This window comes from Pseudomonas sp. PA-7-1E, assembly GCF_021605325.1.
GTDB lineage: Bacteria > Pseudomonadota > Gammaproteobacteria > Pseudomonadales > Pseudomonadaceae > Aquipseudomonas > Aquipseudomonas fluorescens_BV.
This window is the reverse complement of sequence record NZ_WKFA01000072.1, coordinates 1-26,284: the sequence shown is the minus strand read 5'-3', so window position 1 is coordinate 26,284 and position 26,284 is coordinate 1. Positions and strand designations below refer to the sequence as shown.

Annotated in this window: 23 protein-coding genes, 4 tRNA genes and 1 riboswitch; of the genes, 18 read left to right on the top strand and 9 right to left on the bottom strand. The window is 60.7% G+C overall.

What is annotated here, in order from left to right; all coding sequences use genetic code 11:
• Positions 1 to 411, bottom strand: a 411-nt coding sequence (locus GIW79_RS26735; protein ID WP_236477444.1) for a chromate transporter, incomplete at its 3' end; no start/stop codon positions are given.
• Positions 412 to 575: 164 nt separating this feature from the next.
• Between GIW79_RS26735 and tspO the strand changes: the two genes are divergently transcribed.
• Genes tspO through GIW79_RS26720 form a run of 3 tightly spaced genes read left to right on the top strand, consistent with a single transcriptional unit; the run spans position 576 to position 2,426 of the window.
• The gene (gene tspO, locus GIW79_RS26730) at positions 576 to 1,016 is read left to right on the top strand and encodes a tryptophan-rich sensory protein TspO (protein WP_003192600.1); all 441 of its coding nucleotides are present in this window, start codon (positions 576 to 578) and stop codon (positions 1,014 to 1,016) included.
• Positions 1,016 to 1,945: an alpha/beta hydrolase fold domain-containing protein gene (locus GIW79_RS26725; protein ID WP_054898583.1), complete on the top strand. Its 930-nt coding sequence runs from the start codon at positions 1,016 to 1,018 to the stop codon at positions 1,943 to 1,945. The genes tspO and GIW79_RS26725 overlap by 1 nt, the downstream gene beginning before the upstream one ends.
• Positions 1,935 to 2,426, top strand: coding sequence for a GNAT family N-acetyltransferase (locus tag GIW79_RS26720; protein WP_236453764.1), 492 nt, complete (start codon positions 1,935 to 1,937; stop codon positions 2,424 to 2,426). Before GIW79_RS26725 ends, GIW79_RS26720 begins: the two co-directional genes overlap by 11 nt.
• Positions 2,427 to 2,524: 98 nt before the next feature.
• Here GIW79_RS26720 and GIW79_RS26715 read toward each other — a convergent pair whose 3' ends face one another.
• The 4 genes from GIW79_RS26715 to GIW79_RS26700 form a co-directional block, all read right to left on the bottom strand.
• Positions 2,525 to 3,289: an ABC transporter ATP-binding protein gene (locus GIW79_RS26715; protein ID WP_054898581.1), complete on the bottom strand. Its 765-nt coding sequence runs from the start codon at positions 3,287 to 3,289 to the stop codon at positions 2,525 to 2,527.
• Positions 3,286 to 4,290 carry a FecCD family ABC transporter permease gene (locus tag GIW79_RS26710; protein WP_054921644.1) on the bottom strand — a complete coding sequence of 335 codons (1,005 nt, stop codon included), beginning with the start codon at positions 4,288 to 4,290 and terminating at the stop codon, positions 3,286 to 3,288. The genes GIW79_RS26715 and GIW79_RS26710 overlap by 4 nt, the downstream gene beginning before the upstream one ends.
• Positions 4,287 to 5,297 carry an ABC transporter substrate-binding protein gene (locus GIW79_RS26705; RefSeq protein WP_181125231.1) on the bottom strand — a complete coding sequence of 337 codons (1,011 nt, stop codon included), beginning with the start codon at positions 5,295 to 5,297 and terminating at the stop codon, positions 4,287 to 4,289. Before GIW79_RS26705 ends, GIW79_RS26710 begins: the two co-directional genes overlap by 4 nt.
• 115 nt (positions 5,298 to 5,412) lie before the next feature.
• A riboswitch (cobalamin riboswitch) is annotated at positions 5,413 to 5,605 on the bottom strand.
• Positions 5,606 to 5,724: 119 nt separating this feature from the next.
• Positions 5,725 to 6,654: a DNA/RNA non-specific endonuclease gene (locus tag GIW79_RS26700; protein WP_181125230.1), complete on the bottom strand. Its 930-nt coding sequence runs from the start codon at positions 6,652 to 6,654 to the stop codon at positions 5,725 to 5,727.
• Between the two features lie 136 nt (positions 6,655 to 6,790).
• On the opposite strand from GIW79_RS26700, the gene GIW79_RS26695 reads away from it, so the two are divergent.
• Entirely contained in the window at positions 6,791 to 7,852 is a 1,062-nt protein-coding gene (locus GIW79_RS26695; protein WP_054898578.1) for a M4 family metallopeptidase, read from the top strand.
• 29 nt (positions 7,853 to 7,881) lie between these two features.
• Complete coding sequence (locus GIW79_RS26690) at positions 7,882 to 8,187, top strand: protealysin inhibitor emfourin (RefSeq protein ID WP_054921648.1); 306 nt, start codon at positions 7,882 to 7,884, stop codon at positions 8,185 to 8,187.
• Positions 8,188 to 8,205: 18 nt separating this feature from the next.
• Here the strand turns inward: GIW79_RS26690 and GIW79_RS26685 are convergent, their stop codons facing one another.
• Positions 8,206 to 9,600 (bottom strand): aldehyde dehydrogenase family protein, encoded by a 1,395-nt coding sequence (locus GIW79_RS26685; RefSeq protein ID WP_054898577.1) that lies wholly within the window; start codon positions 9,598 to 9,600, stop codon positions 8,206 to 8,208.
• 238 nt (positions 9,601 to 9,838) lie between these two features.
• Between GIW79_RS26685 and ptrR the strand changes: the two genes are divergently transcribed.
• Positions 9,839 to 10,732, top strand: a complete 894-nt coding sequence (gene ptrR, locus GIW79_RS26680; RefSeq protein ID WP_054898576.1) for a putrescine utilization regulator PtrR — start codon at positions 9,839 to 9,841, stop codon at positions 10,730 to 10,732.
• 77 nt (positions 10,733 to 10,809) lie between these two features.
• On the opposite strand, the gene GIW79_RS26675 is transcribed toward ptrR, so the two are convergent.
• Together GIW79_RS26675 and GIW79_RS26670 are read right to left on the bottom strand one after the other, a co-directional pair.
• The gene (locus GIW79_RS26675; RefSeq protein WP_005789784.1) at positions 10,810 to 11,019 is read right to left on the bottom strand and encodes a hypothetical protein; all 210 of its coding nucleotides are present in this window, start codon (positions 11,017 to 11,019) and stop codon (positions 10,810 to 10,812) included.
• Positions 11,020 to 11,119: 100 nt separating this feature from the next.
• Positions 11,120 to 12,316, bottom strand: a complete 1,197-nt coding sequence (locus GIW79_RS26670) for an amino acid aminotransferase (protein WP_034116881.1) — start codon at positions 12,314 to 12,316, stop codon at positions 11,120 to 11,122.
• Between the two features lie 343 nt (positions 12,317 to 12,659).
• On the opposite strand from GIW79_RS26670, the gene uvrB reads away from it, so the two are divergent.
• From uvrB to GIW79_RS26610, 12 genes are all read left to right on the top strand, one after another.
• Positions 12,660 to 14,675 carry an excinuclease ABC subunit UvrB gene (gene uvrB / locus GIW79_RS26665; protein ID WP_127882010.1) on the top strand — a complete coding sequence of 672 codons (2,016 nt, stop codon included), beginning with the start codon at positions 12,660 to 12,662 and terminating at the stop codon, positions 14,673 to 14,675.
• A gap of 186 nt (positions 14,676 to 14,861) precedes the next feature.
• Positions 14,862 to 16,343 carry a glutamate--tRNA ligase gene (gene gltX / locus GIW79_RS26660; RefSeq protein ID WP_236453767.1) on the top strand — a complete coding sequence of 494 codons (1,482 nt, stop codon included), beginning with the start codon at positions 14,862 to 14,864 and terminating at the stop codon, positions 16,341 to 16,343.
• Between the two features lie 147 nt (positions 16,344 to 16,490).
• A tRNA-Ala gene (locus GIW79_RS26655) sits at positions 16,491 to 16,566 on the top strand.
• A gap of 79 nt (positions 16,567 to 16,645) precedes the next feature.
• Positions 16,646 to 16,721, top strand: a tRNA-Glu gene (locus tag GIW79_RS26650).
• A gap of 50 nt (positions 16,722 to 16,771) precedes the next feature.
• Positions 16,772 to 16,847: transfer RNA gene (locus GIW79_RS26645), tRNA-Ala, on the top strand.
• 81 nt (positions 16,848 to 16,928) lie between these two features.
• Positions 16,929 to 17,004 (top strand) — tRNA-Glu (locus tag GIW79_RS26640).
• Positions 17,005 to 17,188: 184 nt separating this feature from the next.
• Positions 17,189 to 17,728, top strand: a complete 540-nt coding sequence (locus GIW79_RS26635; protein WP_054898574.1) for a TetR/AcrR family transcriptional regulator — start codon at positions 17,189 to 17,191, stop codon at positions 17,726 to 17,728.
• Positions 17,729 to 17,743: 15 nt separating this feature from the next.
• Positions 17,744 to 18,577: an alpha/beta hydrolase gene (locus tag GIW79_RS26630; protein WP_054921654.1), complete on the top strand. Its 834-nt coding sequence runs from the start codon at positions 17,744 to 17,746 to the stop codon at positions 18,575 to 18,577.
• A 38-nt stretch (positions 18,578 to 18,615) separates the two neighbouring features.
• Positions 18,616 to 19,050, top strand: coding sequence for an acyl-CoA thioesterase (locus GIW79_RS26625; protein ID WP_054921656.1), 435 nt, complete (start codon positions 18,616 to 18,618; stop codon positions 19,048 to 19,050).
• A 55-nt stretch (positions 19,051 to 19,105) separates the two neighbouring features.
• Positions 19,106 to 20,071, top strand: a complete 966-nt coding sequence (locus GIW79_RS26620) for a tRNA dihydrouridine synthase (RefSeq protein WP_054898571.1) — start codon at positions 19,106 to 19,108, stop codon at positions 20,069 to 20,071.
• Between the two features lie 614 nt (positions 20,072 to 20,685).
• A complete protein-coding gene (locus tag GIW79_RS26615; RefSeq protein WP_236477443.1) occupies positions 20,686 to 21,984 on the top strand; it encodes a hypothetical protein in 1,299 nt (432 codons plus the stop codon).
• A gap of 87 nt (positions 21,985 to 22,071) precedes the next feature.
• Entirely contained in the window at positions 22,072 to 23,004 is a 933-nt protein-coding gene (locus GIW79_RS26610; RefSeq protein ID WP_236455132.1) for a hypothetical protein, read from the top strand.
• Between the two features lie 85 nt (positions 23,005 to 23,089).
• On the opposite strand, the gene GIW79_RS26605 is transcribed toward GIW79_RS26610, so the two are convergent.
• Positions 23,090 to 26,284, bottom strand: a 3,195-nt coding sequence (locus GIW79_RS26605) for an EAL domain-containing protein (protein WP_236477442.1), incomplete at its 5' end; no start/stop codon positions are given.

Genomic DNA, 26,284 nt, shown 5'->3' with positions numbered 1-26,284 from the left:
CGCCATGCCCCACACGGCCTGGGCCACCACGGCTACGGCGACCACCTTGAGGCCGTGCAGCGCGCCAGGGGGCAGGGCGCTGCCGTAGTGGGCCAGCCCCAGGGCAAACAGGATCAGGGCGATGGCCGACGGCAAGGTGAACCCGGCCCAGGCTGCCGCCGCGCCCCGGTAACCTGCGCGGGACAGGCCCAACGCGATACCGACCTGGCTGCTGGCCGGGCCTGGGAGGAACTGGCACAGCGCGACCAGTTCGGCATAGCTGCGCTCGCTGAGCCAGCGGCGGCGGGTGACGAACTCTTGGCGAAAATAACCCAGGTGCGCAATCGGCCCGCCGAAGGAGGTGAGGCCCAGGCGCAGGAAAATCAGGAACACTGACCAGGGGCGGCTGCGGTGATCGGCAAGCTGGGGCAAGGGGATGTCTCGGGCAACGGTGCTGGATGTTGCCGACCATAACCAATTTTCATGACGCGTAGAAGCGCGGGTATTTTGCCGCCCCCATTGAATTTATCCGCAGTTGTTCGAGTCACTTAAAAGCAGTGTACTGTTTTCCATCCACTGGACCTCAAGGACCGACCATGACCTTTTTCATCTTCCTGCTCGCCTGCGCCGCCGCCGCCAGCACTGGCGTGATCTTCAAACCCGGCGCCTGGTACGAATCCCTGGTCAAGCCCAGCTTCACCCCGCCTAATTGGCTGTTCCCGGTGGCATGGACGATCATCTACCTGCTGTTGGCCTGGGCCGGTTACCGCTTGACCCTGATCCCCGGCAGCGAAATGGTGTTGGCCCTGTGGGCGGCGCAGATTGCGTTGAATACCCTGTGGACGCCGGTGTTCTTTGGTGCCCATCGTTTGTTCGCCGGGATGGTGATTATCGTGCTCTTGTGGCTCACCGTGGCAGCGATGGTGGTGCTGGCCGTTCGCCTGGATTTGATCACCGGCCTGATCCTGTTCCCGTACCTGGCGTGGCTGTGCGTGGCCGCGGCGTTGAACTTCTCGATCCTGCGTAATAATCGCTGATGGCCTACCAGCATTGGCCCGCCAGCGAGCCCGAACTGGCCCAGATGCGCCGCTTCAATCGCAAACTGGCGTGGATGCCGCGCTTCAAGGTCCGCAACCGCGTGATGCCGCGTCTGATCCAGGCGCTGTTGCGTGCCAGCCAGACCTTCAAGAAGGCGCCCCTGGCGGAACGCAAAATGCTCGGGGCGATCCCCTTGCGCATCCTTCGCCCCGCTGGCCCGCCCAGAGGCGTGGTGCTGGATATCCACGGCGGTGGCTGGGTGATCGGTAATGCGCAAATGGATGACGACCTTAACCTTGGCATGGTCAACGCGTGCGATGTGGCGGTGGTGTCGGTGGATTATCGGCTGGCGGTGGATACGCCGATCGAAGGGCTGCTGGATGACTGCCTGACGGCTGCGCGCTGGCTTTTGGCGGACTGCCCGGAGTTTGCCGGCCTGCCGGTGTTTTTTGTCGGTGAGTCGGCCGGCGGGCACCTGGCGGCGGCCACTTTGTTGGCGCTCAGGCAATGGCCCGAGTTGCTCCAGCGGGTAAGCGGCGCGGTGTTGTATTACGGCGTCTACGATTTGACCGGCACCCCCAGCGTGCGCACGGCCGGGCCGGACACCTTGTTGCTGGACGGGCCGGGCATGGTTCAGGCGCTGCGCCTGCTGACGCCGGGGATCAGCGACGAGACGCGCCGACAGCCACCGTTGTCGCCCTTGTATGGGGACTTTGAGGGGCTGCCGCCAGCGTTGATGTTCGTGGGCGAACTGGACCCGCTCAAGGATGACACCCTGCTGATTGCCGAGCGATGGCCAACGGCGGATGCTCATTTGCTGCCGGAAGCGGCCCATGGGTTTATTCACTTTCCGGTGGCGATGGCCGATCGCGTGTTGGCTTACGCTCGCCAGTGGATAACGGGCCGGATCCTTGGCGATGAGCGTTAGTATCGAGGCGGTGCAGGCCGCTGACATTCCCGAGGTGCTGAGCTTTGCTTTGCAGGCGCGTGATGAACTGTTTCCCACGCTCAGTGCCACCGGTGTCCCCCACGATCTGGCACAGTTTGAAGCCATCTACCTTGAGGGCGGCGGGCGGTTTTTGATTGCTCGTGCCGAAGGCCGGATCGTTGCCTCGGTGGCTTATCGGCCCTACGACGGCCGCTTCCCGCAGTTGAACTACCAGGGGCGCAAGACGGTGGAAGTGGTGCGCCTGTATGTGCTCCCGGCTATGCGACGCTTGGGCCTGGCTGGCCGGTTATACCGCTCGCTGCAAGCGCTGGCGCGGGCCGATGGCGTAGAGGTGATGTACCTGCACACCCATCCGTTTCTGCCCGGTGCGATTGATTTCTGGCAGCGGCAGGGGTTCGACGTGGTGGATGTCGAGGCCGACCCGATCTGGCAAACCATCCATATGCACCAACTTCTGTAGGAGCGAGCTTGCTCGCGAAAAACGTCAACGATAACGCGTGTTTTCTGAATGAACGCGGCGCCTGGAAGTTTTTCGCGAGCAAGCTCGCTCCTACAGGTTCAGTTGGAGCGCAGGCGCAGGATTTGCGCGCCGTCGAACGGGTCTGTCAGGTAATGCCCCTGCACCCCGAAGGTCTCTTGCAAACGCTGCGGCGTCAGCACCTCCAGCGGCGCGCCCAGTGCCACCAGTTGCCCGCGATCCAGCACGGCCAGGCGATCACAGGTTAACGCCTGATTCAGATCATGCAGGGCAATCAAGGTGGTCACCGGCAAGCCTTGCACACCTTTGAGGATCGCCAGTTGATGCTGGATATCCAGGTGATTGGTCGGCTCATCCAGCAACAAAATCTGCGGGCGTTGCGCCAGGGCGCGGGCGATGTGCACGCGCTGGCGTTCGCCACCCGAGAGGCTGCGCCAGGCGCGTTGGCTCAGGTGGGTGGCGTCTACGTCATGCAGGGCCTGGTGCACGATGGCATCGTCTTCACGCGACCACGGGCTCAATGCCGACAGCCACGGTGTGCGGCCCAGGGCCACGGCGTCGAACACGCGGATGGCGTCGTCGGTGTCGGCCTGTTGCTCCACCACCGCCAGCTGTTGCGCGATGGTGCGGCGCGACAACTCACCGAGCCGCTTGCCACCCAGGCGAACTTCGCCGCTGGCCGGCACACGTAATCCGGCCAGCAATTTGAGCAGGGTGGATTTGCCTGAACCATTGGGCCCGACGATACCGAGGGTTTCACCCAACTGCACGTCGAGGTCAATGTCACGCAGCAACTGCGCGTCACGCACTTTGAAGCCCAGGCCGCGGCAACTGAGTACGCTCATCGCGCATTCCTCCGGCCGATCAGGATCAGCGCAAACACTGGCGCGCCCACCAATGCGGTGACCACACCCACCGGAATCACCTGGCCCTTGATCAAGGTGCGCGACAGCACGTCCGCAGCGATCAAAAACAGCGCGCCCCCCAAGGCGCTGGCCGGCAGCAAGCGCGAATGCCCGGTGCCAAGCAACAGGCGCACCGCATGGGGAATCACCAAGCCGACAAACCCGATGGAGCCGACGATGGATACCATCACCGCCGTCACCAGCGCGGCGCAGGCCACCAGCACAAATTGCACGCGGCGCACCGGGATGCCGAGGGAGGCTGCCGAGTCGCTGCCGAAGGTGAACGCATCCAGTGCACGCCGGTGCCACAGGCACACCGCGAGCCCCACGACCGCCACCGGCACCGCCAACCACACCGACGGCCAGCGCACGCCGCTGAGGTTGCCCAGCAGCCAGAACATAATGCCGCGGGCTTGTTCGGAGCTGGCCGACTTGGTGATCAGGAAGGCCGTCAGAGCATTGAACAACTGTGAACCGGCGATGCCCGCGAGGATGATCTGCCCGGTACCGCTGGACGATCCGCTGGCCCGTGCGAGCAGCGTCACCAGCGCAAAGGCCGCCATCGCCCCCACAAACGCGCCCGCCGATAACGACACCAGGCCACCGCCCACGCCGATCAAGGCAACGAGCACCGCGCCGGTTGACGCGCCGGCGCTGATGCCCAGCAAGTACGGGTCGGCCAGCGGGTTACGCAGCAGCGATTGCAGGATCACGCCGCACGTTGCCAACCCTGCGCCGCAAGCTGCGGCCACCAATGCACGGGTGAGGCGGTAGTTCCATACCACGCCTTCGTCGATGGGGTCCAGTACGTAGCCGGCGCTCCAGAGTTTATTGGCGAGCACCTGCAGCACCACCTGTGGTTCGATGGCGGTTTCACCGATGGCGACGCCAGCGAGCAGGGCGAGCAGCAGCAACGCCAGGGCGAGTAGGGTGCGCATCATTGGCCCAGGTGGTAGCCGTCAATGGCGGCCGCCAGTTGTTCAAGGCCCTCGAAGGTGCGCAGGCTCGCCTGCAAGGCCAGAGCGTCGAGGATGATGATGCGGTTGTTCTTCACCGCGTCCATGTTGCGGGTCACGGGGTCGCTGCGCAGGAAGGCGAGTTTCTTTTCATGGTCGTCGGCCGGGTAGCGACGGCGATCCATGCGTGCGATCACCAGGAAGGTGGGATTGGCCTTGGCGATGGTTTCCCAGCCGACGGCAGGCCACTCCTCATCGGACTGCACCACGTTACGCAAGCCAAGGGTTTGCAGCATGAATTGCGGCACGCCTTTGTGGCCGGCTACGTAAGGGTCGCTGGCCATTTCGGCGCTGGAAAACCACACCAGTGCGCTGGCTTGCTGCAAGCCCTTGCCCTGGGCCGTGGCGACGGACTTGGCCAGGCGCGCCTTGAGTTCGTCGGTCAGTTGTTGGCCGCGATCCTGCACGTCGAAAATCTGCGCCAGTTGCTGGAGGCTCTGGTAGATCGTCTCGATGCGAAAGGGCTCCAATCGCGTGCCGTCGGCGCCGACCAGGTTGTCCTTGCCTTCGCAATCGGACGGCAACAGGTAGGTGGGGATTTTCAGTTCATGAAACTGCTCACGGGTACCGACCACGCCTTGGGGGCCCACCACCCATTCCAGCTCGGCGGCCACCAGTTGCGGGCGCTTGGCGAGTACGGCTTCGAAGCTGGGCTCGTTGTTGGCCAGGCGCTCGATGTGATCGTCCTGGGCCTTGTACTGCGCCGCCACGTTGTTGAACCACAGCGAAGTGCCGACCACCTTGTCGCCCACGCCCAGGGCATACAGCATCTCGGTGGCGGCCTGGCCGATGGTGACGCTGCGGGCGGGGGCGTGCTGGAGGGTCAGGGTGCTGCCGCAGTTTTGCAGGGTCAGCGGGTACTGAGTGGGCGCGGCTTGCGCCAGGGCACACATACCCAAGCCTGCGATCAGGGCGGTAACGCGTGGCAGCATGAGGCGATCTCCTTGTGAACCGTAGGTGCAGCAGGGGAGGTACGGCTCGGAAATACGCCCATGGAGGCTGCTGATGCGCAGGGCCAGGATGTCCTTCCCGGACACCCCGCCGGTTAGTGAGTTAGCTGGGCCGGCAGGTCTCCTGACTGATGCGTCGTCGCCATGCCCCGCCTTCCCGGACGTGGTCCAGTGGCATTCAAGGGCAGGCTCGGCATCTACAGTTGCGGGGGCAGTTTCGTTTCACGTCGCGTGCGGCGTTTCGAATTCCCTGTTAGTCCCATACGGGAACCGGCGGCGGTATGGTAAGCGATCACCCCCTGTAGGAGCGAGCTTGCTCGCGAAGGTCGTCAACGATAACGCGGGGAGCCTGATGCGCCGCGGCGTTCTCAGGTGCTTCGCGAGCAAGCTCGCTCCTACAAAAGAAGCGTCAGAGCCGAATATCCTGGGGGCCGCGGATCAGCGCTTCGATCCGGGTGCCTGTGGCGCGCTCTTCGTTGCTGAAGCCGTCGTAGTCGGCCAGGTTGGCGAAGCGGATACCGGTCAATTGTTCGATCGCAATCACACTGCGCTGGTAGGTTCGAAGCGGGCCGAATACCAGGTCGAGTTGGCCCAGTTCGCGGCTCTGGTCAATCATGTAGGCGCTGGCGGACGGCTTGCCATCGTCGCTGAGGTAGGCCACTACTTTCCAGAACGCCTTGGGGATTTTCACGCCACGGTACAGTCGGTCGTCATCGGCGAACACTGGCCCGGTAAACACCGTGGCCCGGGCTTTCCAGCGCTGGGTGTTGTCGAGAATGTAGTCTTCGAGCTCCAGCCAGGTCTTCTGGTTGAAGCCGCTCATCTGTGGCGAGCAGTTGGTGAAGTGAAAGGTGTCGAAGTTGGCGGTGTTGGCCTCATCGCCCCAGTTGGGGTCCTGGCGCCGCACCAGGTGGCCACGGTCCAGGCCATTGCCGGCATAAAGGTCTTCACCTACCTGCGCCTCCAGGGGCAGGCGACCATCGTAGGCCCAGGTGTCGTTGCTGCGCGTGATGTCCACATGCTTGGCGCCATCGATATTCACCCCCACGTACAGCGCCAGTCGTCGAGCGTGCGACATGGTGATGGAGAAATGCGTGTAGTCCAGGCGCTTGGGTTGCACATCGCCCGCCAGTGGCTGGTCAACCGTGGGCCATGGCACCACGAAGTCGCTGAGGAAGTCGTCGGCATAGCCAGCGCGGTTTTTGAGGTCCTTGGCCGCGGTGACGCGCGGCGTCGCGGCTCTGGCTTCCAGCAGGGTGGGGCTGGCCGCGACCAATGGGCGCAGGTCGGCAAGCCTTGGGCGGTGGGAAAGGTCGATGTTGGCTGCGCGGGCGGGCATGGGCATGTTCCTTATGGGCCTGGGATAAACACCACTGAAACACAAAACCATGACAATTTGGCCCAGGTGGCTAACTCAGGACTATCCTGAAAACCGTTACCCGGACGTTCATCACACGCCAAAAAGGAGCCAGCTCATGTGTGTTCGCCAACCGCGCAACCCGATTTTTTGCCTGATCCCGCCGTACATGCTCGACCAGATCGCCCGCCACGGCGACAAAGCCCAACGGGAAGTCGCATTACGCACGCGTGCCAAGGACAGCACGTTCCGCTCGTTGCGCATGGTCGCGGTACCCGCCAAGGGCCCGGCCCGCATGGCACTGGCCGTGGGCGCCGAGAAGCAACGCTCGATCTACAGCGCCGAAAACACCGACAGCCTGCCCGGCAAGCTGATTCGCGGTGAAGGGCAGCCCGCCAGTGGCGATGCCGCAGTAGACGAAGCCTATGACGGCCTGGGCGCCACCTTCGATTTTTTTGACCAGGTATTCGACCGCAACTCTATCGACGATGCGGGCATGGCGCTGGACGCCACGGTGCACTTCGGCCAGGACTACAACAATGCCTTCTGGAATTCGACCCAGATGGTGTTCGGCGATGGTGACCAGCAGTTGTTCAACCGCTTCACCGTGGCACTCGACGTTATTGGACATGAGTTGGCCCATGGCGTGACCGAGGATGAGGCCAAGCTGATGTACTTCAACCAGTCCGGTGCGCTGAACGAGTCGTTGTCGGATGTGTTTGGCTCGTTGATCAAGCAGTACGCGCTGAAGCAAACGGCCGAGGACGCCGACTGGTTGATCGGCAAGGGGCTGTTTACCAAAAAGATCAAGGGCACGGCGCTGCGCTCGATGAAGGCGCCAGGCACTGCGTTTGATGACAAGCTGCTGGGCAAAGACCCACAGCCTGGGCACATGGATGATTTTGTGCAAACTTACGAGGACAATGGCGGGGTGCATATCAATTCCGGCATCCCCAACCACGCGTTCTATCAGGTGGCCACCCGGATTGGCGGGTTCGCCTGGGAGCGTGCCGGGCGTATCTGGTATGACGCACTGCGCGATTCGCGGCTGCGGCCCAATTCCGGGTTTTTGCGTTTTGCGCGCATCACCCATGATATTGCCGGCCAGCTTTATGGTGTGAACAAAGCTGAGCACAAGGCAGTCAAGGAAGGCTGGAAAGCGGTGGGTATCAACGTTTGACGAAGCCGCCTGTGCGGCGAGGAACAGCCATGCGAATTTCAATCAAGGAAAGCGGCGGACCAGCGTTTTTTCCGGGGTTGGCCAAGCCGCGTACGGTGGAGTTGGATACGTTGCCCGAGCCCGACCAGCAGGAGTTGCGGCAACTGATTGAAGCATCCGAGTTTTTCAAGTTGCCGCAAAGCACCGATCCCGAGCCTGGCAACCCAGGTCGAGTGCATTACACTCTGACAGTAGCGGAGGGCGAGCGCGAGCACACAGTCTGTGTACTCGCGCCGGTGAATCCCCCGGCACTGGACGGTTTGGTGCAGTGCGTGCGACGGCATATTAATTGTTGAAGCGCCAATGCTGGCAGGCTACTTACGATCCAGCCATACCGTCTGCGCATTGCAGAACTCGCGTACGCCGAAGTGCGACAGCTCGCGGCCGAACCCGCTTTTCTTCACGCCGCCAAATGCCACCCGCGGGTCCGACACGCTGAACGCGTTGACAAAGACCCCGCCGGTTTCCAACTGATCGGCAATCGCCCGCGCCTTTGCGGAATCGGCCGTGAAGATGCTCGCGGTCAGGCCAAACTCGCTGTCATTGGCCAGCGCCACGGCGTGCTCGGCGTCGCGGGCGGTGATGATCGATGCCACGGGGCCGAACAGTTCCTGTTTGAACGACGTCATGTGGTCGGTGACGTCGGCCAGGATGGTCGGTTCATAGTAATTGCCCGCGCCCGCGACTTTATGGCCGCCCAGCAGCAGCGTGGCGCCTTCTTCCAGGGTCGCCTGGACCTGGCCGTGCAGTTCGTCACGCAGATCAAAGCGCGCCATGGGGCCGATATAGGTGGCGTCCGCGGTGGGCTCGCCCATCACCAGGGCGCGGCTGGCTTCAAGGAATTTGGCGGTGAAGGCTTCAACCACGCCCGCTTCGATGATCAAGCGCTTGGCGGCGGCGCAGACCTGGCCGCTGTTCTGGAAGCGGCCGATGACCGCGGCTTGCACGGCGGCGTCGAGGTCGGCGTCGTTGAGCACGATAAACGGGTCGGAGCCACCCAGTTCCAGCACGCATTTCTTCAATGCGGCCCCGGCCTGTGAGCCGATGGCGATGCCTGCGCGCACGCTGCCGGTGAGGGTCACAGCGGCGATGCGTGGGTCGGCGATGGCAGCGGACACGCCCTCCTGGGTGACGTTGATCACTTCGAACACGCCTTCAGCGAAACCGGCTTTACGCAGCGCTTGCTGGATCAGATAGGCGCTGCCCATCACGTTTGGCGCGTGTTTGAGCACATAGGTGTTGCCGGCGAGCAGGGTCGGCACCGCGCCGCGCAGCACTTGCCACACCGGGAAATTCCACGGCATTACCGCGAGGATCGGGCCCAGTGGGCGGTATTCGATCCGGGCGCTGCCGTTGTCCACCAGGGTGGGCTCCGGGGCGAGCATGGCCGGCCCGTGGGCGGCGTACCATTCGCTCAGTTGCGCGCATTTTTCGATTTCGGCGCGGGCCTGGGCGATGGGTTTGCCCATTTCCAGGGTGATCATTTGCGCCATCTCTTCAGCTTGCTCACGCAGGGCGGCAGCCAGGGCCAGCAGGTATTCGGCGCGCTGGCTCACAGGCGTGCGGCGCCAGGTGCGGAAGGCAGTGGTCGAGCGGGCGAGGGCGGCGTTCAGTTGTTCTGCGCTTTCGTAGGGGTAGCTGCCGACTGTTTCGCCGTTGGCGGGGTTGATCGACAGGGCGTGGGTCTGGTGGGAGATAACATTGTTCATGGCACCGTCCGGCTGAATGAGTGGAATAGGGCCAGCGTACGGTGTTGTATGTTTTCTGGAAACTGAATAATAATAAGTAATATGTTCTCAATTCGAGAATGTTAGATCGTCCCCCACGCTCTGCGTGGGAAAGCATCCCATGACGCTCCGCGTCGCGCCAACGATCGGACGCGGAGCGTCCGAGGCAGCGTTCCCACGCAGAGCGTGGGAACGATCATGTGCATGATTGGAGAATGATTTGGATCTGGTGCAGCTGGAAATCTTCAAGGCCGTTGCCGAGCAAGGCAGCATCAGCGCTGCCGCCCAGTTGATTCATCGGGTGCCGTCGAACCTCACCACGCGCATCAAGCAACTGGAGCAGGATTTGGGCGTGGAGTTGTTTATCCGCGAGAAGAGCCGCTTGCGGTTGTCCCCGGCCGGGTGGAATTTCCTCGGCTATACGCGGCGTATTCTCGACCTGGTGCAGGAAGCTCGCGCCACGGTGGCGGGGGAGGAGCCCCAGGGCGCGTTTGCCTTGGGTTCGCTGGAGAGCACGGCGGCGGTGCGTATCCCGGCATTATTGGCGGCGTATAACCAGCAATACACCAAGGTCGAGCTGGACCTGAGCACTGGCCCCTCGGGCACCATGATCGAAGGCGTGCTGTCGGGTCGGTTGACGGCGGCCTTTGTCGACGGGCCGGTGCTGCATTCCACGCTGGAGGGTGTGGCGGTGTTCGAGGAAGAGATGGTGGTGATTGCGCCGCTGCATCACGCGCCGATCACCCGCGGCCAGGATGTGAATGGCGAGAACATCTATACGTTTCGTTCCAACTGTTCGTACCGGCATCACTTCGAACGCTGGTTCTCACAGGATGGCGCGGTGCCCGGCAGGATCTTCGAGATCGAGTCGTACCATGGCATGTTGGCCTGTGTCAGCGCCGGGGCCGGGCTGGCGCTGATGCCGCGCAGTATGCTGGAGAGTATGCCGGGGTGTGCGGCGGTGAGCGTGTGGCCGCTGCCCGACACGTTCCGTATCTTGAATACCTGGCTGATCTGGCGGCGGGGCACGGTGTCGCAGAGTTTGAACAGCTTTGTAAAACTGCTGGAAGAACGCGGGTTTTGTAGGAGCGAGCTTGCTCGCGAAGACCGTTAACGATAACGCGGGCATTCTGGATGAACGCGGTGTCTTTGGGTTTTTCGCGAGCAAGCTCGCTCCTACAGGAGAGCGGGTCAGCCACCAAATTGCAGGGTGCCCATGGCCAGTTTGGCCATGATTGCCGTGGCGCCCAGTTGTACCAGCCATAACGCCAACCCACCGAGGAATACTCCCAGCGCTACCTGCAGCACCAAGCTCTTCTGCCGCTTGGCTTGCGGTGCGCGTGGGGCGTAGTCGTGCAGTTCGTCGCGGTCGGCGCGCAGATCCAGGTCGTCGTTTCTCATAAAGCTCTCACAGCAAGGGGCAGTCGGTGTTCAGTCTAGTGCGTTCGCCAATAAAAAGGGGGAAGCCATTGGCTTCCCCCTTCGTATAACGTGTGTCCGCTTACAGCACTTGGACAATCGCCTTGGTCACTGCACCAATGTTCGACTGGTTCAGCGCCGCCACACAGATGCGACCGGTATCCAGCGCATAGATCCCGAATTCGGTGCGCAGGCGGGTGACTTGCTCAACGGTCAGGCCGGAGTAGGAGAACATCCCACGCTGGCGGCCGACGAAGCTGAAGTCATGGCCTGGAGCAGCCTTGGCCAGTTCGGCCACCATCTGCTCGCGCATGCCACGGATGCGCAGGCGCATCTCGGCCAGTTCGGCTTCCCACTGGGCGCGCAGTTCCGGGTTGTTGAGTACGGCGGCGACGATGGCTGCGCCGTGGGTCGGCGGGTTGGAGTAGTTGGTGCGGATCACACGCTTGACCTGGGACAGGATGCGCGCGCTTTCTTCCTTGGACTCACTGACGATCGACAGCGCGCCTACGCGTTCGCCATACAGCGAGAACGACTTGGAGAACGAGCTGGATACAAAGAAGGTCAGGCCCGACTCAGCGAACAGGCGCACCGCGGCGGCGTCTTCGTGGATGCCATCGCCGAAGCCCTGGTAGGCCATGTCGAGGAACGGCACCAGGTTCTTGGCCTTGACCACGTCCAGCACGTTTTGCCAGTCGGCCGGGCTGAGGTCGACGCCGGTCGGGTTATGGCAGCAAGCGTGCAGCACCACGATGGACTGTGGCGGCAGGGCGTTGAGGTCTTCGAGCAGGCCGGCACGGTTCACGTCGTGGGTGGCGGCGTCGTAGTAGCGGTAGGTCTGCACCGGGAAACCGGCTTTTTCAAACAGCGCCTGGTGGTTTTCCCAGCTTGGGTCGCTGATGGCGACGACGGCGTTGGGCAGCAGTTGCTTGAGGAAGTCGGCGCCGATTTTCAGCGCGCCAGTGCCGCCCACGGCCTGGGCGGTAATCACACGGCCTGCGCTCAACAGTGGCGACTCAGCGCCAAACAGCAGCTTTTGCACGGCCTGGTCGTACGCCACGATGCCGTCGATTGGCAAGTAGCCACGGGCGGCATGTTGCGCCACACGAATGGCTTCCGCTTCGGCAACGGCACGCAAGAGTGGAATCTTCCCCTCCTCGTTGCAGTAAACGCCCACGCCAAGGTTCACCTTGGTGGTTCGTGTGTCGGCGTTGAATGCTTCGTTGAGGCCCAGGATTGGATCGCGTGGTGCCATTTCGACAGCGGAGAACAGGCTCATTTTTGCGGCAGCTCTATGGGGGGTAGGAGGGACGTGTCGCGCTCCAGCCGAATGCACTAGAGCGGTGCACAAACGGGGAGCTAGTATAGAGGCCATCACGGCTGAGAGCGACAACGGAAACGGCTTTTCGGCCAAGTTTTTCGGTTTATTTGCTGACCGTTAGTCTTATTGCAACATTGACGATAAAGGTCGTGTAGGAAGACGGCCTTGAAACCCGTCACATTCGACACCACTTCTACAGCTATCATGGTTTTTTCCTGCAACCTGCGATGACTAATCGCGGGTTGCTGAGCTATTTCGTCCCTGGCGGTGTCGAGTCTGGGGTGACTTCACGAGGTACGTTATGTCGGATTTCCAGCTCGTTACCCGTTTTGAACCCGCCGGCGATCAACCGGAAGCCATTCGTCAGATGGTCGAAGGCATCGAGGCCGGCCTGGCGCACCAGACGCTGCTTGGGGTGACCGGTTCCGGCAAGACCTTCAGCATCGCCAATGTGATCGCCCAGACCAACCGCCCGACCCTGGTGCTGGCGCCAAACAAAACCCTGGCGGCGCAGCTCTACGGCGAGTTCAAGGCGTTCTTCCCCAACAACGCGGTGGAGTACTTCGTTTCCTACTACGACTACTACCAGCCCGAAGCCTATGTGCCATCCTCCGATACCTTCATCGAGAAGGATGCGTCGATCAACGACCACATCGAGCAGATGCGGCTGTCGGCCACCAAGGCACTGCTGGAGCGCAAAGACGCGATCATCGTCACCACGGTGTCGTGCATCTACGGCTTGGGCAGCCCGGAAACCTATTTGAAGATGGTGCTGCACGTCGACCGTGGCGACAAACTCGACCAGCGCGAACTGTTGCGCCGCCTAGCGAGCCTGCAGTACACCCGTAACGACATGGATTTTGCCCGCGCCACCTTCCGGGTGCGCGGCGATGTGATCGACATCTACCCGGCCGAATCCGACCTGGAAGCGATCCGCATCGAGCTGTTCGATGATGAAGTTGAAAGCCTGTCGGCCTTCGACCCGTTGACCGGCGAGGTGATCCGCAAGCTGCCGCGCTTTACCTTCTACCCGAAAAGCCACTACGTGACCCCGCGTGAAACCCTGATGGGCGCCATCGAGGGCATCAAGGTCGAGTTGGCCGAACGCCTGGAATACCTGCGTTCCAACAATAAGCTGGTGGAAGCCCAGCGCCTGGAGCAGCGCACCCGTTTTGACCTGGAGATGATCCTGGAACTGGGCTACTGCAACGGCATCGAAAACTACTCGCGCTACCTGTCGGGCCGCGAATCCGGGGCGCCGCCACCGACCCTCTATGACTACCTGCCGCCGGACGCCTTGCTGGTGATCGACGAATCCCACGTTAGCGTGCCGCAGGTGGGGGCCATGTATAAGGGCGACCGTTCGCGCAAGGAAACCCTGGTGGAATACGGTTTCCGCCTGCCATCGGCGCTGGACAACCGGCCAATGCGCTTTGACGAGTGGGAAGCCATCAGCCCGCAGACCATCTTCGTCTCTGCCACGCCCGGCAATTATGAAGCCGAGCACGCGGGCCGCGTCATCGAGCAACTGGTACGTCCCACTGGCCTGGTGGACCCGGAAATCGAAATTCGCCCGGCGCTGACCCAGGTCGACGACTTGCTCTCGGAAATCAACAAGCGCGTGGCCCTGGAAGAGCGGGTGCTGGTCACCACCCTGACCAAGCGCATGTCCGAAGACTTGACTGATTACCTGGGCGACCACGGCGTGCGCGTGCGTTACCTGCACTCGGACATCGACACCGTAGAACGCGTGGAAATCATCCGCGACCTGCGCCTGGGCACCTTCGATGTGCTGGTGGGGATCAACCTGCTGCGTGAAGGCCTGGACATGCCGGAAGTGTCGCTGGTGGCGATCCTGGATGCGGACAAGGAGGGCTTCCTGCGCTCCGAACGCTCGTTGATCCAGACCATCGGCCGAGCGGCGCGTAACCTCAATGGGCGGGCGATCTTGTATGCGGACCGCATCACCGGTTCCATGGAGCGTGCGATTGGCGAGACCCAGCGTCGTCGCGACAAGCAGATCGCGTTCAACCTGGAACACGGCATTACCCCCAAAGGTGTGTTCAAGGACGTTGCCGACATCATGGAAGGCGCCACCGTCCCCGGCTCGCGCAGCAAGAAGCGCAAGGGCATGGCCAAGGCCGCCGAGGAGAGCGCCAAGTACGAGAACGAACTGCGCTCACCGAGTGAGATCACCAAGCGGATTCGACAGCTGGAAGAGAAGATGTACCAGTTGGCGCGGGATCTGGAGTTTGAAGCGGCGGCGCAGACGCGGGATGAGATTGGCAAGTTGCGTGAGCGCCTGCTGGCTGTTTGATTTGCGTTGATTGGGCTGGCCCCATCGCGTGTAAGGCCGGCTCCCACATTGATCTGTGAATGCGGTCAAAATGTGGGAGCTGGCTTGCCTGCGATGGCCGCGCCTCGGTTTTCCAGATATCCCCCAGGCTGTTACCATTCGCCCCTTGTTTCAATTTTCAGTTTTATCGCCCATTCGAGACCTGCCATGACCACCGTCCGCACGCGCATTGCGCCATCGCCTACTGGGGATCCCCACGTCGGTACTGCTTACATCGCCCTGTTCAACTACTGCTTTGCCAAGCAGCATGGTGGTGAATTCATCCTGCGGATCGAAGATACCGATCAACTGCGTTCCACCCGTGAGTCGGAACAGCAGATTTTCGATGCCTTGCGCTGGTTGGGCATTACCTGGGCTGAAGGCCCGGATGTCGGCGGCCCGCATGGCCCGTATCGCCAGAGCGAGCGCAGCGACATCTACAAGCAATACACCCAGCAACTGGTTGACATGGGCCATGCCTTCCCGTGCTTCTGCACCGCCGAAGAACTGGACCAGATGCGCGCCGAGCAGCAGGTCCGTGGCGAGACCCCGCGTTACGATGGTCGTGCGTTGCTGTTGTCCAAGGAAGAAGTGGCTGCGCGCCTGGCCGCCGGTGAGCCTCACGTCATTCGTATGAAAGTGCCAAGCGAAGGCGTTTGCGTGGTGCCGGACATGCTGCGCGGTGACGTCGAGATCCCGTGGGACCGCATGGACATGCAGGTGCTGATGAAGACCGACGGCTTGCCGACGTACTTCCTGGCGAACGTGGTCGATGACCACCTGATGGGCATCACCCATGTGCTGCGCGGCGAAGAGTGGCTGCCATCGGCGCCGAAACTGATCCTGCTGTACGAATACTTCGGCTGGGAGCAACCGCAGCTGTGCTACATGCCGCTGCTGCGCAACCCGGACAAGAGCAAGCTGTCCAAGCGTAAGAACCCGACGTCGGTGACGTTCTACGAGCGCATGGGCTTTATGCCTGAGGCGATGCTCAACTACCTGGGTCGCATGGGCTGGTCTATGCCGGACGAGCGCGAGAAATTCTCGTTGCAGGAAATGGTCGACAACTTCGACCTGTCCCGCGTCTCCCTCGGCGGCCCGATCTTCGATATCGAGAAGCTCTCGTGGCTCAACGGCCAGTGGCTGCGTGACCTGCCGGTGCAAGAGTTTGCCAGCCGTGTGCAGCAGTGGGCGTTGAACCCCGAGTACATGATGAAGATCGCGCCACTGGTGCAGGGCAGGGTAGAGACGTTCAGCCAGGTCGCGCCCTTGGCCAGTTTCTTCTTTGCTGGCAGCGTGAATCCCGATCCCAAGCTGTTCGAATCGAAGAAGCTCTCCGGTGACCAGGTTCGCCAGCTGATGCAGTTGATCCTGTGGAAGCTTGAAAGCCTGCGTCAGTGGGAGAAGGATGCGATTACCGCGACCATCCAGGCGGTGGTGGAATCCCTTGAGCTGAAACTGCGCGATGCCATGCCGCTGATGTTTGCCGCCATCACCGGGCAGGCCAGTTCGGTGTCGGTGCTCGATGCGATGGAAATTCTCGGCCCGGACCTGACCCGTTTCCGTCTGCGCCAAGCCCTTGATTTGCTTGGTGGTGTGTCGAAGAAAGAAAACAAGGAATGGGAAAAGCTGCTGGGCGCTATCGCCTAAGCAGGCCGCTTAGGGCACGAAACCCCGGTTTTCCGGGGTTTCGTCGGTAAGTGATTGTTATCCCGGCAAAAAATTTTGGAAATTGTTGAAAATAAATTTGACACGTTTCCAAACCGCCATTAAGATTCGCCCCGTCCTCACCGATGAGGGGCTATAGCTCAGCTGGGAGAGCGCTTGCATGGCATGCAAGAGGTCAACGGTTCGATCCCGTTTAGCTCCACCAATTTACAGGTTCAAGGTTCCGGCCACACCGTCCTTGAATTGATCAGGTCTCAGCTCTGATCAGATGTACAGAAGGTTTTGTCCCCTTCGTCTAGTGGCCTAGGACACCGCCCTTTCACGGCGGTAACAGGGGTTCGAGTCCCCTAGGGGACGCCAGTTTCAACAAGCAGCTCGAAAGGTCTGCTGCGTCGCGAGACGAAAAATCCGGGGCTATAGCTCAGCTGGGAGAGCGCTTGCATGGCATGCAAGAGGTCAACGGTTCGATCCCGTTTAGCTCCACCAATTTTACAGGTTCAAGGTTCCGGCCACACCGTCCTTGGATCGATCAGTTCTCAGCGCTGATCTGTTGTATAGAAGGTTTGTGTCCCCTTCGTCTAGTGGCCTAGGACACCGCCCTTTCACGGCGGTAACAGGGGTTCGAGTCCCCTAGGGGACGCCACGATTACCCGCTCTGCGGGATTTTTAAGGGTCATTCAATTATTGAATGGCCCTTTTGTTTGTCTGGCGTTTAGCCAGTTCCCTCCTTTATTACCCATTTTTCTGTTCTGACCGGCGGTCGTGCTTATCGCTTGCCAAATATTATTATGGTAATAATATTCAACCCATGAAAGACGGAGGCTTCGATGAGCGATAAAAAAGCGCAAACCCGCGAACGTATTTTGCAGGCTGCCAGCGCGGCGTTGATCCAGCGTGGCCCGGCTGAGCCCAGTGTGGGCGAAGTGATGGGGGCGGCGGGGCTGACGGTCGGCGGCTTCTATGCGCACTTTGAAAGCAAGGATGCGCTGATGCTGGAAGCGTTCAGCCAGTTGCTGGCGCAGCGTCGCGCCTCCATCGATGACTTGGACGAACAACTGACCGGCGAAGAGCGCCGCACGTTGGTCGCCGCGTTTTATCTGTCGCGCAAGCACCGCGACTCCACGACCCAGGCCTGCCCGTTGCCCGCGACGGTGGGGGAGATGGGCCGCTTGCCGGACGCTTTTCGCGAGGTTTTGAACGAGCACGTCGAGTTGATGGCCGCGCAATTGGCCGGCAGCCCCGAAGACATCGACAAGGCCCTGGCGGACATGGCCTTGATGGTAGGGGGGCTGACCCTGGCGCGGGCACTCGGGCCCGGCGAGTTATCAGATCGGGTTATACGTGCGGCCAAGTCGGCGGTACGCTGAAAAAAGGGATGCAAGATGGGCGCATTGACCTGGGTTCGTGGTTTCAATGGCACGGTGGGGCGCCTTGCGCCGCATGCTGTCGCCAGCAAGATGCGTCGCACCTTCATGACCCCGCGCGATCTGCCGCCGCGTGACTGGGAGTTGCCGCTGTTGGCCCAGTCGGAGCGCATCACTCTGCGTTTCGGCCTGTCGGCATTGCGTTGGGGGCATGGCCCGGCGGTGCTGCTGATGCATGGCTGGGAAGGCCGCCCGACTCAATTCGCCAGTTTGATCACGGCGTTGGTCGACAACGGCTATTCGGTGATAGCCCTGGACGGTCCCGCCCACGGTCGTTCGCCAGGGCGTGAAGCTCATGTACTGCTGTTTGCCCGCGCCATGCTTGAGGCGGCGGCCGAGCTGCCACCGCTGTATGCGGTGGTCGGCCATTCCATGGGCGGCGCCAGTGCGATGTTGGCGGTGCAGTTGGGGTTGCGTACGCAGGCATTGGTCAGCATTGCCGCACCGTCGCGCTTTCTGGATGTGCTACGCGGGTTCACCCGCATGGTCGGCTTGCCGCCACGGGCGCGCTCAGCCTTTATCCAAGAGGTGGAGTTGAGCATGGGCATGCCGCTCAAGCATCTGGACGTGGCCCACTACCAGTTGAACATTCCCGGCCTGATCGTGCACGCCGAAGACGACACCTTCGTTCCGGTCAGGGCGGCTCAAGCCATTCACGAAGCCTGGTTCGACAGCCGCCTGCTGCGCCTGGAGCAGGGTGGCCACCAGAAAGTGCTCGCCGACCCGCAGGTCATCGACGCTGTACTCGCCCTATTGGCCGGCTGCCGTCTACAGGAGCGCCAAAGCGCCTGATACACTGCCCCGCCGACATCAATCGACTGGAGCAAGGCATGGGCTGGGATTTGGCAACGCCGTTCATCATCGATCTGCAGGTTACGGCTGAGGACATCGACGGCCTGGGGCACGCCAATAATGCGGTGTACGTCTCATGGCTGGAGCGTTGCGCCTGGCGCCATTCCCAGCGCCTGGGGCTGGACCTCACCGAATACCGCCGCCTCGACCGCGCCATGGCCGTGGTGCGCCATGAGATCGACTACCTGGCGGCAGGCTATGAGGGCGATGAGTTACAACTGGCCACCTGGATCGTCGATTGGGACCAACGCCTGAAAATGACCCGTCGTTTCCAGCTTGTGCGCCCCCGTGACGGCGCGACCCTGCTGCGTGCGCAAACAACCTTCGTATGTATTGAGTTGTCCAGCGGCAAGCCCAAGCGTATGCCCGCCGAGTTTATTGAAGGTTACGGCCCCGCCCTGACAGGGGGTTAACGGTTGCCGCAGGAAACCCAGTAAACTGCGCCACGATTTTTGTTGAGTGTTTTCCATGCAAATTGCTTTGGCGCCCATGGAGGGGTTGGTCGACAACATCCTGCGGGACGTGTTGACCCACGTGGGCGGTATCGACTGGTGCGTGACCGAGTTCATCCGGGTCAACGACCGCTTGCTCACACCTGCCTATTTCCACAAGCTCGCCCCGGAACTGCTGCACGGTGCGCACACCGCTGCGGGCGTGCCGTTGCGTGTGCAATTGCTGGGCTCCGACCCGGTTTGCCTGGCGGAGAACGCCGCCTTGGCCTGCGAGCTGGGTTCGCAAGTCATCGACCTGAACTTCGGCTGCCCAGCCAAGACCGTCAACAAGTCCCGCGGCGGTGCGGTGCTGCTCAAGGAGCCGGAGCTGCTCAACCAGATCGTCGAACATGTGCGCCGTGCTGTACCTGCCCATATCCCGGTGACCGCCAAGATGCGTTTGGGCTTCGACAGCCCGGATGGCGCGTTGGTGTGTGCAACGGCCCTGGCAGAAGGTGGTGCGGCGCATATCGTGGTACATGCGCGTACCAAAACCGATGGCTATAAGCCCCCCGCCCATTGGGAGTGGATCCCGCGTGTGCAAGACGTGGTGAAGGTGCCAGTGTTTGCCAATGGTGATATATGGAGTGTTGAAGACTGGCGGCGGTGCCGGGAAATCAGCGGCGTAGAAGACATCATGTTGGGGCGCGGCTTGGTCGCGCGGCCTGACCTGGCCCGGCAAATCGCTGCTGCGCGCGCTGGCGAAGAAGTAGTGGAGATGACCTGGGCGCAGATGCAACCCATGCTCCACGAGTTCTGGCGTCAATCGGTAGCCCAGTTGACTGAAAAGCAGGCGCCGGGCCGTTTGAAGCAATGGCTGGCGATGTTGACGCGTAATTACCCGGAGGCGGTTGAACTGTTTACGGCCCTGCGTCGTGAAACCGCATTGGAACAGGTTAGCCGCTTGCTTGGCATGCCTCACCCACAACCGGCAACGTTATGAGTTGTAACGCTTCAATGTCCGTTGATGGTGGGTGCAACATTATTTGAGTCGGCGTCCTGTTTCAAAAAATGCCCCATATTGAGAGATATGGGGCATTTTTTTTGTTTGTTGGGATTATCTATGGCTGAACTTGACGCCCCTTATAGAGCGCTCGCAGTTTGTTCTCACATAGCTTGAATGTTGCTCGGTAATAAACAGGCACGTTATAGGTTTTTTAAATTCAAAAGTTTCTCTGTGTAAGTTTATTTATAAATATATGTCTTCGGTTGCGTGGTTCTGGTTGTGTCTTATATGTTCGCGCGAAATATCAAAGTGGGCGGTTACGCGGCGTTTTGAATTGTATCGACAAGTTGCGTTTCAGGTGAGTTATTAATCTGTATTTCTGCCACGCACACATTCGGGGGCGGCAAATCGAGGTGTTCTTTAAAAAGCACGAGGCAAAGTCTGAAAATTTGGTTTGGTTTCTTTATATGACGCGCGATTTTAGGAACTGGTCAGCGTTAACTCCCACAAATTAGCAGCTGTCAGGCAGTGCTGTTGCTTGCAGTTCATTAAGGCTATTGCTTCCCTGGCCATTTAACGGAGTCAGGTGGCGCCGATTAAGGAGTTTATGAATGTCTCTATCTGTCAATAATTCGCCCTTTGTCAAAGTTGATACATCACCTCTGAGCGGGCAGTTGCCGACCCCGTTGAAAGTCGACATGCAACCTAAACCTCCGACGACCCATTTCAACCTCAACCCCGCAGCTGCACGCAATGAAAACAGTGAGGTCATGGTGAGTGCGACGGCGCTCACCAGAGTATTTGACATGCTTGAGCAGTTCTTCAAATCCATGCGGGAGATGCTTTTGGGGAAAAGTGTTACGCCTGATCTGGAGGCAAAAGACCAGCCCGTGAAGCCAGCTACAACTGATCAAGCGGTGAAGCCGAATGCAAAAGACCAGCCCGTGAAGCCAGGTACGACTGATCAGTCGGTGAAGTCGGACGCAAAAGACCAGCCAGTGAAGCCAGGTACGACTGATCAAGCGGTGAAGCCGGACGCAAAAGACCAGCCAGTGAAGCCAGGTACGACTGATCAAGCGGTGAAGCCGGATGCAAAAGACCAGCCCTTGAAGCCAGGTACGACTGATCAAGCGGTGAAGCCGGATGCAAAAGACCAGCCGGTGAAGCCAGGTACGACTGATCAAGCGGTGAAACCGGATGCAAAAGACCAGCCGGTGAAGCCAGGTACGACTGATCAAGCGGTGAAGCCGAATGCAAAAGACCAGCCGGTGAAGCCAGGTACGACTGATCAACCGGTGAGGCCGGATGCAAAAGGTCCGGGGGTGTTAATAGATCACGGCGGATTGACGCCGAAACCGGGTAGAAACGATCATCCAGTGAAGCCGTCAGTGCCGATGCCTTCAGTGAATGTCACTAATGATGCTGAAGCAAATGTGCATGTGAACATCAATGTCGCTCACTGTCACTGCCCTGATACAAAGGACGGGCCAACCCCGGACTTAAATCCCAGGCAAGGTCCGAAGCCGGAATCGAACCCCGTGCCACAGCCGGGTCCAAAGCCGGAATCGAACCCCGTGCCCCAGCCGGGTCTAAGGCCGGAATCGAACCCCGTGCCACAGCCCGGTCCGAAGCCGGAATCGAACCCCGTGCCACAGCCCGGTCCGAAGCCGGAATCGAACCCCGTGCCACAGCCCGGTCCGAAGCCGGAATCGAACCCCGTGCCACAGCCGGGTCCAAAGCCGGAATCGAACCCGGTGCCGCAGCCAGGCCCGAATCCGGATACCAACCCGATACCTACACCCGCGCCACAGCCCGATAAGTTTGTTCCTGATTTGACCAGCCCAGGTCCTGCTGAGAATAAATTCGACAAAAACTGGCGCTTCAATGCTCGACTTTCGTCCAGATCTTGAAACCCGCTGGCTCATAAGAACGCTTGAATAAAACGGGGGCTTCTCCGAGGCATACCACTCGGAGAAGTACTGTTTAAGGAGAAACTTGTGTCGTGCTATTCGATTAATAATATTGCGCGCGTGACAGATGTCCGTCAGGTGGCACCTGCAGATACGTTAAAGCCCATTAGTGGTGCTCTTCAGTGCACTCCAATTAATTGCCGGACTGTCGAGACAAGTAAAAATAGCATTGGTACTAATACGGAATTAGTCACTACATTGTCGGGGCTATTTGCGTCTTTTTTTTCACAGCTGATTTCTCTGTTGTCCGGTAAAAAAGATACGACAGTTCCTGATATTCCGCCTCAGCCCAGGGTTCTGCCTGAGGTTCCGCCTCGGGTCATACCTGAACCGCTACCACCAAAGCCTGAGGTCGCCGCAAATATTCCGGGTCTTTCGATAAAGCGTAATGGGGCTAAGCCGGACAATATCTGGAGTGGCTTTCGCCAAGGGCCAGATGGCAACTGCGTTACCGTATCGGCCATCAAGGCAGCCATGTACCGATTTGGTCAAAGCCCAACGGACATTTTTCACTCGGTGAGAAAAGAGCCTGGCGGTTATCGGGTGGTCATGCGCGACGATTTTCAGCTGAGATTGACCGACTCGGAGTTGGCACAAGCAGCACAAGGTTCGCGGTTTATAGGTCCCGATAAAGAGATGCTCAAGGATGCGCAGTTTCTTTTTGCCGTCAGCGCCAAGCGCGCGCAGATGGAAGACAACGATGGTACGGCGAGCAGGAGTTTTCATGCTGCCATTCGCAGCCTGAACAATGGGGAGGATGAGTGGGGGCCGGGGGAAGGGTTTCTGCGCCTGGGGTTGAGGAAACACATGAGAAGGGTACCCGTCAGTGCGCTCGCCGGTGGGCAAGTGGGTATGTGCAACCGGGATAAGCATTCGGTAGCGGTTATCAATGGTCGTGAAGAGTTGTGGGGGCGCCGAGGCTCGGCCCCTACCTACGGCGATGCTGTAGCGCTTATGTAATTGAACAGGCAGCCAGGCGGGCGGCTCCGTTGACGGCAGTGGCGCTTGGCTGCATCTTTTGCACCTCGCGTGATCAGGCGCGGCCCTATTCCAGCAACCGCCTGAAACCCTCGATCGGCAATGGCCGGCTGTGTAAATACCCCTGGAACAAATGGCAGCCCAGCTTTTGCAGGAACGCCAGCTGTTCCAGGGTTTCCACCCCCTCGGCGATGACTTCCAGGTTCAGGCTGCGCGCCATCGCCACAATGGCGCGGATGATTTCTGCATCATTGGGGTCGTGGGTCGCATCGCGCACGAACGACTGGTCGATCTTCAGTGCGTCCACCGGCAAGCGCTTGAGATAGGTCAGGGATGAGTAGCCGGTGCCGAAATCATCCATCGCAAAGCTCACGCCGAGTTTTTTAAGGCGGCGCATCTTCATCACGGTGTCGTCCAGGTTCTGGATCACGATGCCTTCGGTGATTTCCAGTTTCAGCAGGCTGAACGGCAGGCCGTGTTGCTTGAGGCTGTGCTCCACCCGTTCCACAAAGTCGTTCTGGCGAAACTGCCGCGGGCTGATATTCACGCACAGGCTGAAATTGAGCGGGTCCACCAGGCCGTCGGCAATCAACTGGGCAAAGGCGCCGCAGGCTTCATCGAGAATCCAGGTGCCGACCTCCAGGATCAGGCCGCTGTCTTCCAATACCTTGATAAATTCCGCCGGCGACTGCGCACCCAATTGTGGATGCTGCCAGCGCACCAGGGCTTCGGCGCCGATTATCCTGTTGCCTCGCGCATCCACCTGGGGCTGGTAATGCACGCTGAATTCGCCGCGTGACAAGGCCAGGCGCAAGTCGGTTTCCATGCGCAGGCGCTCGCTGGCGGTTTTTTGCATGCTGTTGTGGAACATCTGTGTGGTGTTGCGCCCGGAGTCCTTGGCGCGGTACAGGGCGATGTCGGCACGCTTGAGCAGATCGGCGGGTGTGGTGCCGTGGTCGGGGATCAGCGCCACGCCGATGCTGGGCGTGACCTGCAACCGGTGACCGTCAAGGAACATGGGTTCCGAGAGCAATTCGCGCAGGGTATCGGCCAGCACTTGCACCTGGCTGCTGACCGTCTGGCGGGTGCCCTCCAGGCCGCTGAGCAATACCACAAACTCGTCGCCGCCCAGGCGCGCCACGGTGTCCTCCGTGCGCACGCTGGCTTCCAGGCGCGCGGTGACGATTTTCAGCACGGTGTCGCCAACGGGGTGGCCGAGGGAGTCGTTGATGTGCTTGAAGTGATCCAGGTCCAGAAACAGCAGGGCGCCGCGCAGGTTGTGGCGCTTGAGCAGGGCGATCTGCTGGCTCAGGCGGTCCATCAGCAGTGCCCGGTTCGGCAGGTTGGTCAGCGGGTCGTGATAGGCCAGGTGCCTGATCTGCGCCTGGGCGTTCTTCAATAGGCTCACATCCCGCGCGGTCAGCAGCAGGCAGGGGGTTTCATTCAAGGTGATCGGCTCCACCGAGACCTCCACCGCCAGAACCTCGCCACGCTTGTTGCGCCAGAGCATTTCCAGGTGGTGAATGCGCCCCTTGATGTGCAACTCGGCCAACAGTGCGGCGCGTTGGTTTTCATCGGCCCAGATGCCGATCTGGTACAGCGTCAGGCCGATGGCTTCTTCGGTGCGGTAACCGGTCAGGCGGCAAAAACCGTCGTTGACCTCCACATAACGGCCGGTGTCGCGTTCGGTGATGGATATCGCATCGGGGCTGGAATGGAACGCCTTGGCGAACTTCTCTTCACTGGCCTTGAGTGCGGCTTCCGAGCGTTGCTGTTGGGTAATATCGCGCAGCGTGGTGACGATGCACGGCTGGTCACTGACCTTGATCAAGCGGCTGGAAATCATGCAGGTCAGGCTTTGGCCGTCCTTGTGATGCACCACGATAGCCACATTGCTCAGGGCCTGTTCGCGTATCACCTGCTCGATGCGCTGCAGGCGCTTGCTGGAGTCGTCCCACAAGCCGATTTGTTCGGCGCTTTTGTCGAGCACTTCGGCGGCTGTCCAGCCAAACGTCTGGGTAAACGCCGGGTTGATCTCGATAAAGGCGCCGCTGTCCAGGCAGGTCACGCAGATCGGGTCGGGGCTGGCCTGGAACAGGCTGGCGAACTTTTCTTCCGAGGCGGTCAGCCGTTGCTCGCGCTCGACCTGGTCGGTGATATCCAGCAAGGTGCCGGCCATGCGCAGGGGCTTGCCTGACTCATCGCGATACAGGCGTGCGCGGCTCTCCAGGTAGCGCGGGCTGCCGTCTTCCATTTGCACGCGGTAGGTCAGCTGATAGTTGCCGTCCGGGCCTTCGCGCAAACTGCGGTACGCATGGCGCATGCCCTCGCGGTCCTCATCGGACATACCCTCAAAAAACGCATCGAAGGATTCATGGAACGGCGCGGGTTCCAGCCCGTGCAACTGGGCGGCACGCGCCGAGCCGTAGAGCATGCCGCTGGGGATGTGCCAATCCCAGGTGCCCAGTTGCGCGGAATCCAGGGCCAGGTCCAGCCGTTCCTGGCTTTCCTTGAGCGCTTGCTCGGCGTTTTTGCGTTCGGTGATGTCCAGAAAGGTGCTGATCAGGTACGCCTCGCCGTCCAGTTCCACCTTTTGTGCGCTGAGGGTGCCGTCATGAATCTGGCCGTTGCTGGCGCAGAACTGCACTTCCATGGTGATCGGTTCACCCTTGCGCTGCGTGGCCTTGACCAGCAGCGCCCGCTGTTCCGGGTGGCGCCACAGGCCCAGTTCCAGGGTGGTGCGGCCGATGGCATCGGCCACCGGCCAGCCGAACAGCATCTCGAAGTACTGGTTGGCTTCGCTGATCAAGCCGTCGGCCTGGCGCGTCAGCAGTACCATGTTCGGGCATAGGTGGAACAGGGTGGCGAAGCGCTTTTCCGAATGGCTGAGGGCGTGTTCACGGTCGCGTTGATGGGTGATTTCGCGGATGACCCCGATCATGCGCCGCCGTCCGGCTTTATCGGGGGCCAGGTTGCCGCTGATTTCCAGCCAGTGCAGGCTGCCATCGGGCCATTGGATGCGGTGGTGCATGGCGCGGTCGAAGGGCTCTCCGGCGAGCACCGCATGAACGCCGCGCACCACCCGCGCACTGTCTTGCGGGGCTAGCAGGTCTAGGTAATCGAGGTCCTTGGGCAGAGGCTGGCGCGGGTCAAAGCCGAATAGCGCCTGGGTGCCCCGTGACCAACTGATTCTTCCTGTGTCGATTTCCCAGCACCAGGCACCCAGCCGCGCGGCATTGAGGGCCGCCAGCAGCTGCGGGGC

Bases quoted from the DNA above. Each gene is read 5' to 3' on its own strand.
- tspO (WP_003192600.1), top strand. From the start codon at position 576: ATGACCTTTTTCATCTTCCTGCTCGCCTGCGCCGCCGCCGCCAGCACT.
- GIW79_RS26725 (WP_054898583.1), top strand. From the start codon at position 1,016: ATGGCCTACCAGCATTGGCCCGCCAGCGAGCCCGAACTGGCCCAGATG.
- GIW79_RS26720 (WP_236453764.1), top strand. From the start codon at position 1,935: ATGAGCGTTAGTATCGAGGCGGTGCAGGCCGCTGACATTCCCGAGGTG.
- GIW79_RS26715 (WP_054898581.1), bottom strand. From the start codon at position 3,289: ATGAGCGTACTCAGTTGCCGCGGCCTGGGCTTCAAAGTGCGTGACGCG.
- GIW79_RS26710 (WP_054921644.1), bottom strand. From the start codon at position 4,290: ATGATGCGCACCCTACTCGCCCTGGCGTTGCTGCTGCTCGCCCTGCTC.
- GIW79_RS26705 (WP_181125231.1), bottom strand. From the start codon at position 5,297: ATGCTGCCACGCGTTACCGCCCTGATCGCAGGCTTGGGTATGTGTGCC.
- GIW79_RS26700 (WP_181125230.1), bottom strand. From the start codon at position 6,654: ATGCCCGCCCGCGCAGCCAACATCGACCTTTCCCACCGCCCAAGGCTT.
- GIW79_RS26695 (WP_054898578.1), top strand. From the start codon at position 6,791: ATGTGTGTTCGCCAACCGCGCAACCCGATTTTTTGCCTGATCCCGCCG.
- GIW79_RS26690 (WP_054921648.1), top strand. From the start codon at position 7,882: ATGCGAATTTCAATCAAGGAAAGCGGCGGACCAGCGTTTTTTCCGGGG.
- GIW79_RS26685 (WP_054898577.1), bottom strand. From the start codon at position 9,600: ATGAACAATGTTATCTCCCACCAGACCCACGCCCTGTCGATCAACCCC.
- GIW79_RS26675 (WP_005789784.1), bottom strand. From the start codon at position 11,019: ATGAGAAACGACGACCTGGATCTGCGCGCCGACCGCGACGAACTGCAC.
- GIW79_RS26670 (WP_034116881.1), bottom strand. From the start codon at position 12,316: ATGAGCCTGTTCTCCGCTGTCGAAATGGCACCACGCGATCCAATCCTG.
- uvrB (WP_127882010.1), top strand. From the start codon at position 12,660: ATGTCGGATTTCCAGCTCGTTACCCGTTTTGAACCCGCCGGCGATCAA.
- gltX (WP_236453767.1), top strand. From the start codon at position 14,862: ATGACCACCGTCCGCACGCGCATTGCGCCATCGCCTACTGGGGATCCC.
- GIW79_RS26635 (WP_054898574.1), top strand. From the start codon at position 17,189: ATGAGCGATAAAAAAGCGCAAACCCGCGAACGTATTTTGCAGGCTGCC.
- GIW79_RS26630 (WP_054921654.1), top strand. From the start codon at position 17,744: ATGGGCGCATTGACCTGGGTTCGTGGTTTCAATGGCACGGTGGGGCGC.
- GIW79_RS26625 (WP_054921656.1), top strand. From the start codon at position 18,616: ATGGGCTGGGATTTGGCAACGCCGTTCATCATCGATCTGCAGGTTACG.
- GIW79_RS26620 (WP_054898571.1), top strand. From the start codon at position 19,106: ATGCAAATTGCTTTGGCGCCCATGGAGGGGTTGGTCGACAACATCCTG.
- GIW79_RS26615 (WP_236477443.1), top strand. From the start codon at position 20,686: ATGTCTCTATCTGTCAATAATTCGCCCTTTGTCAAAGTTGATACATCA.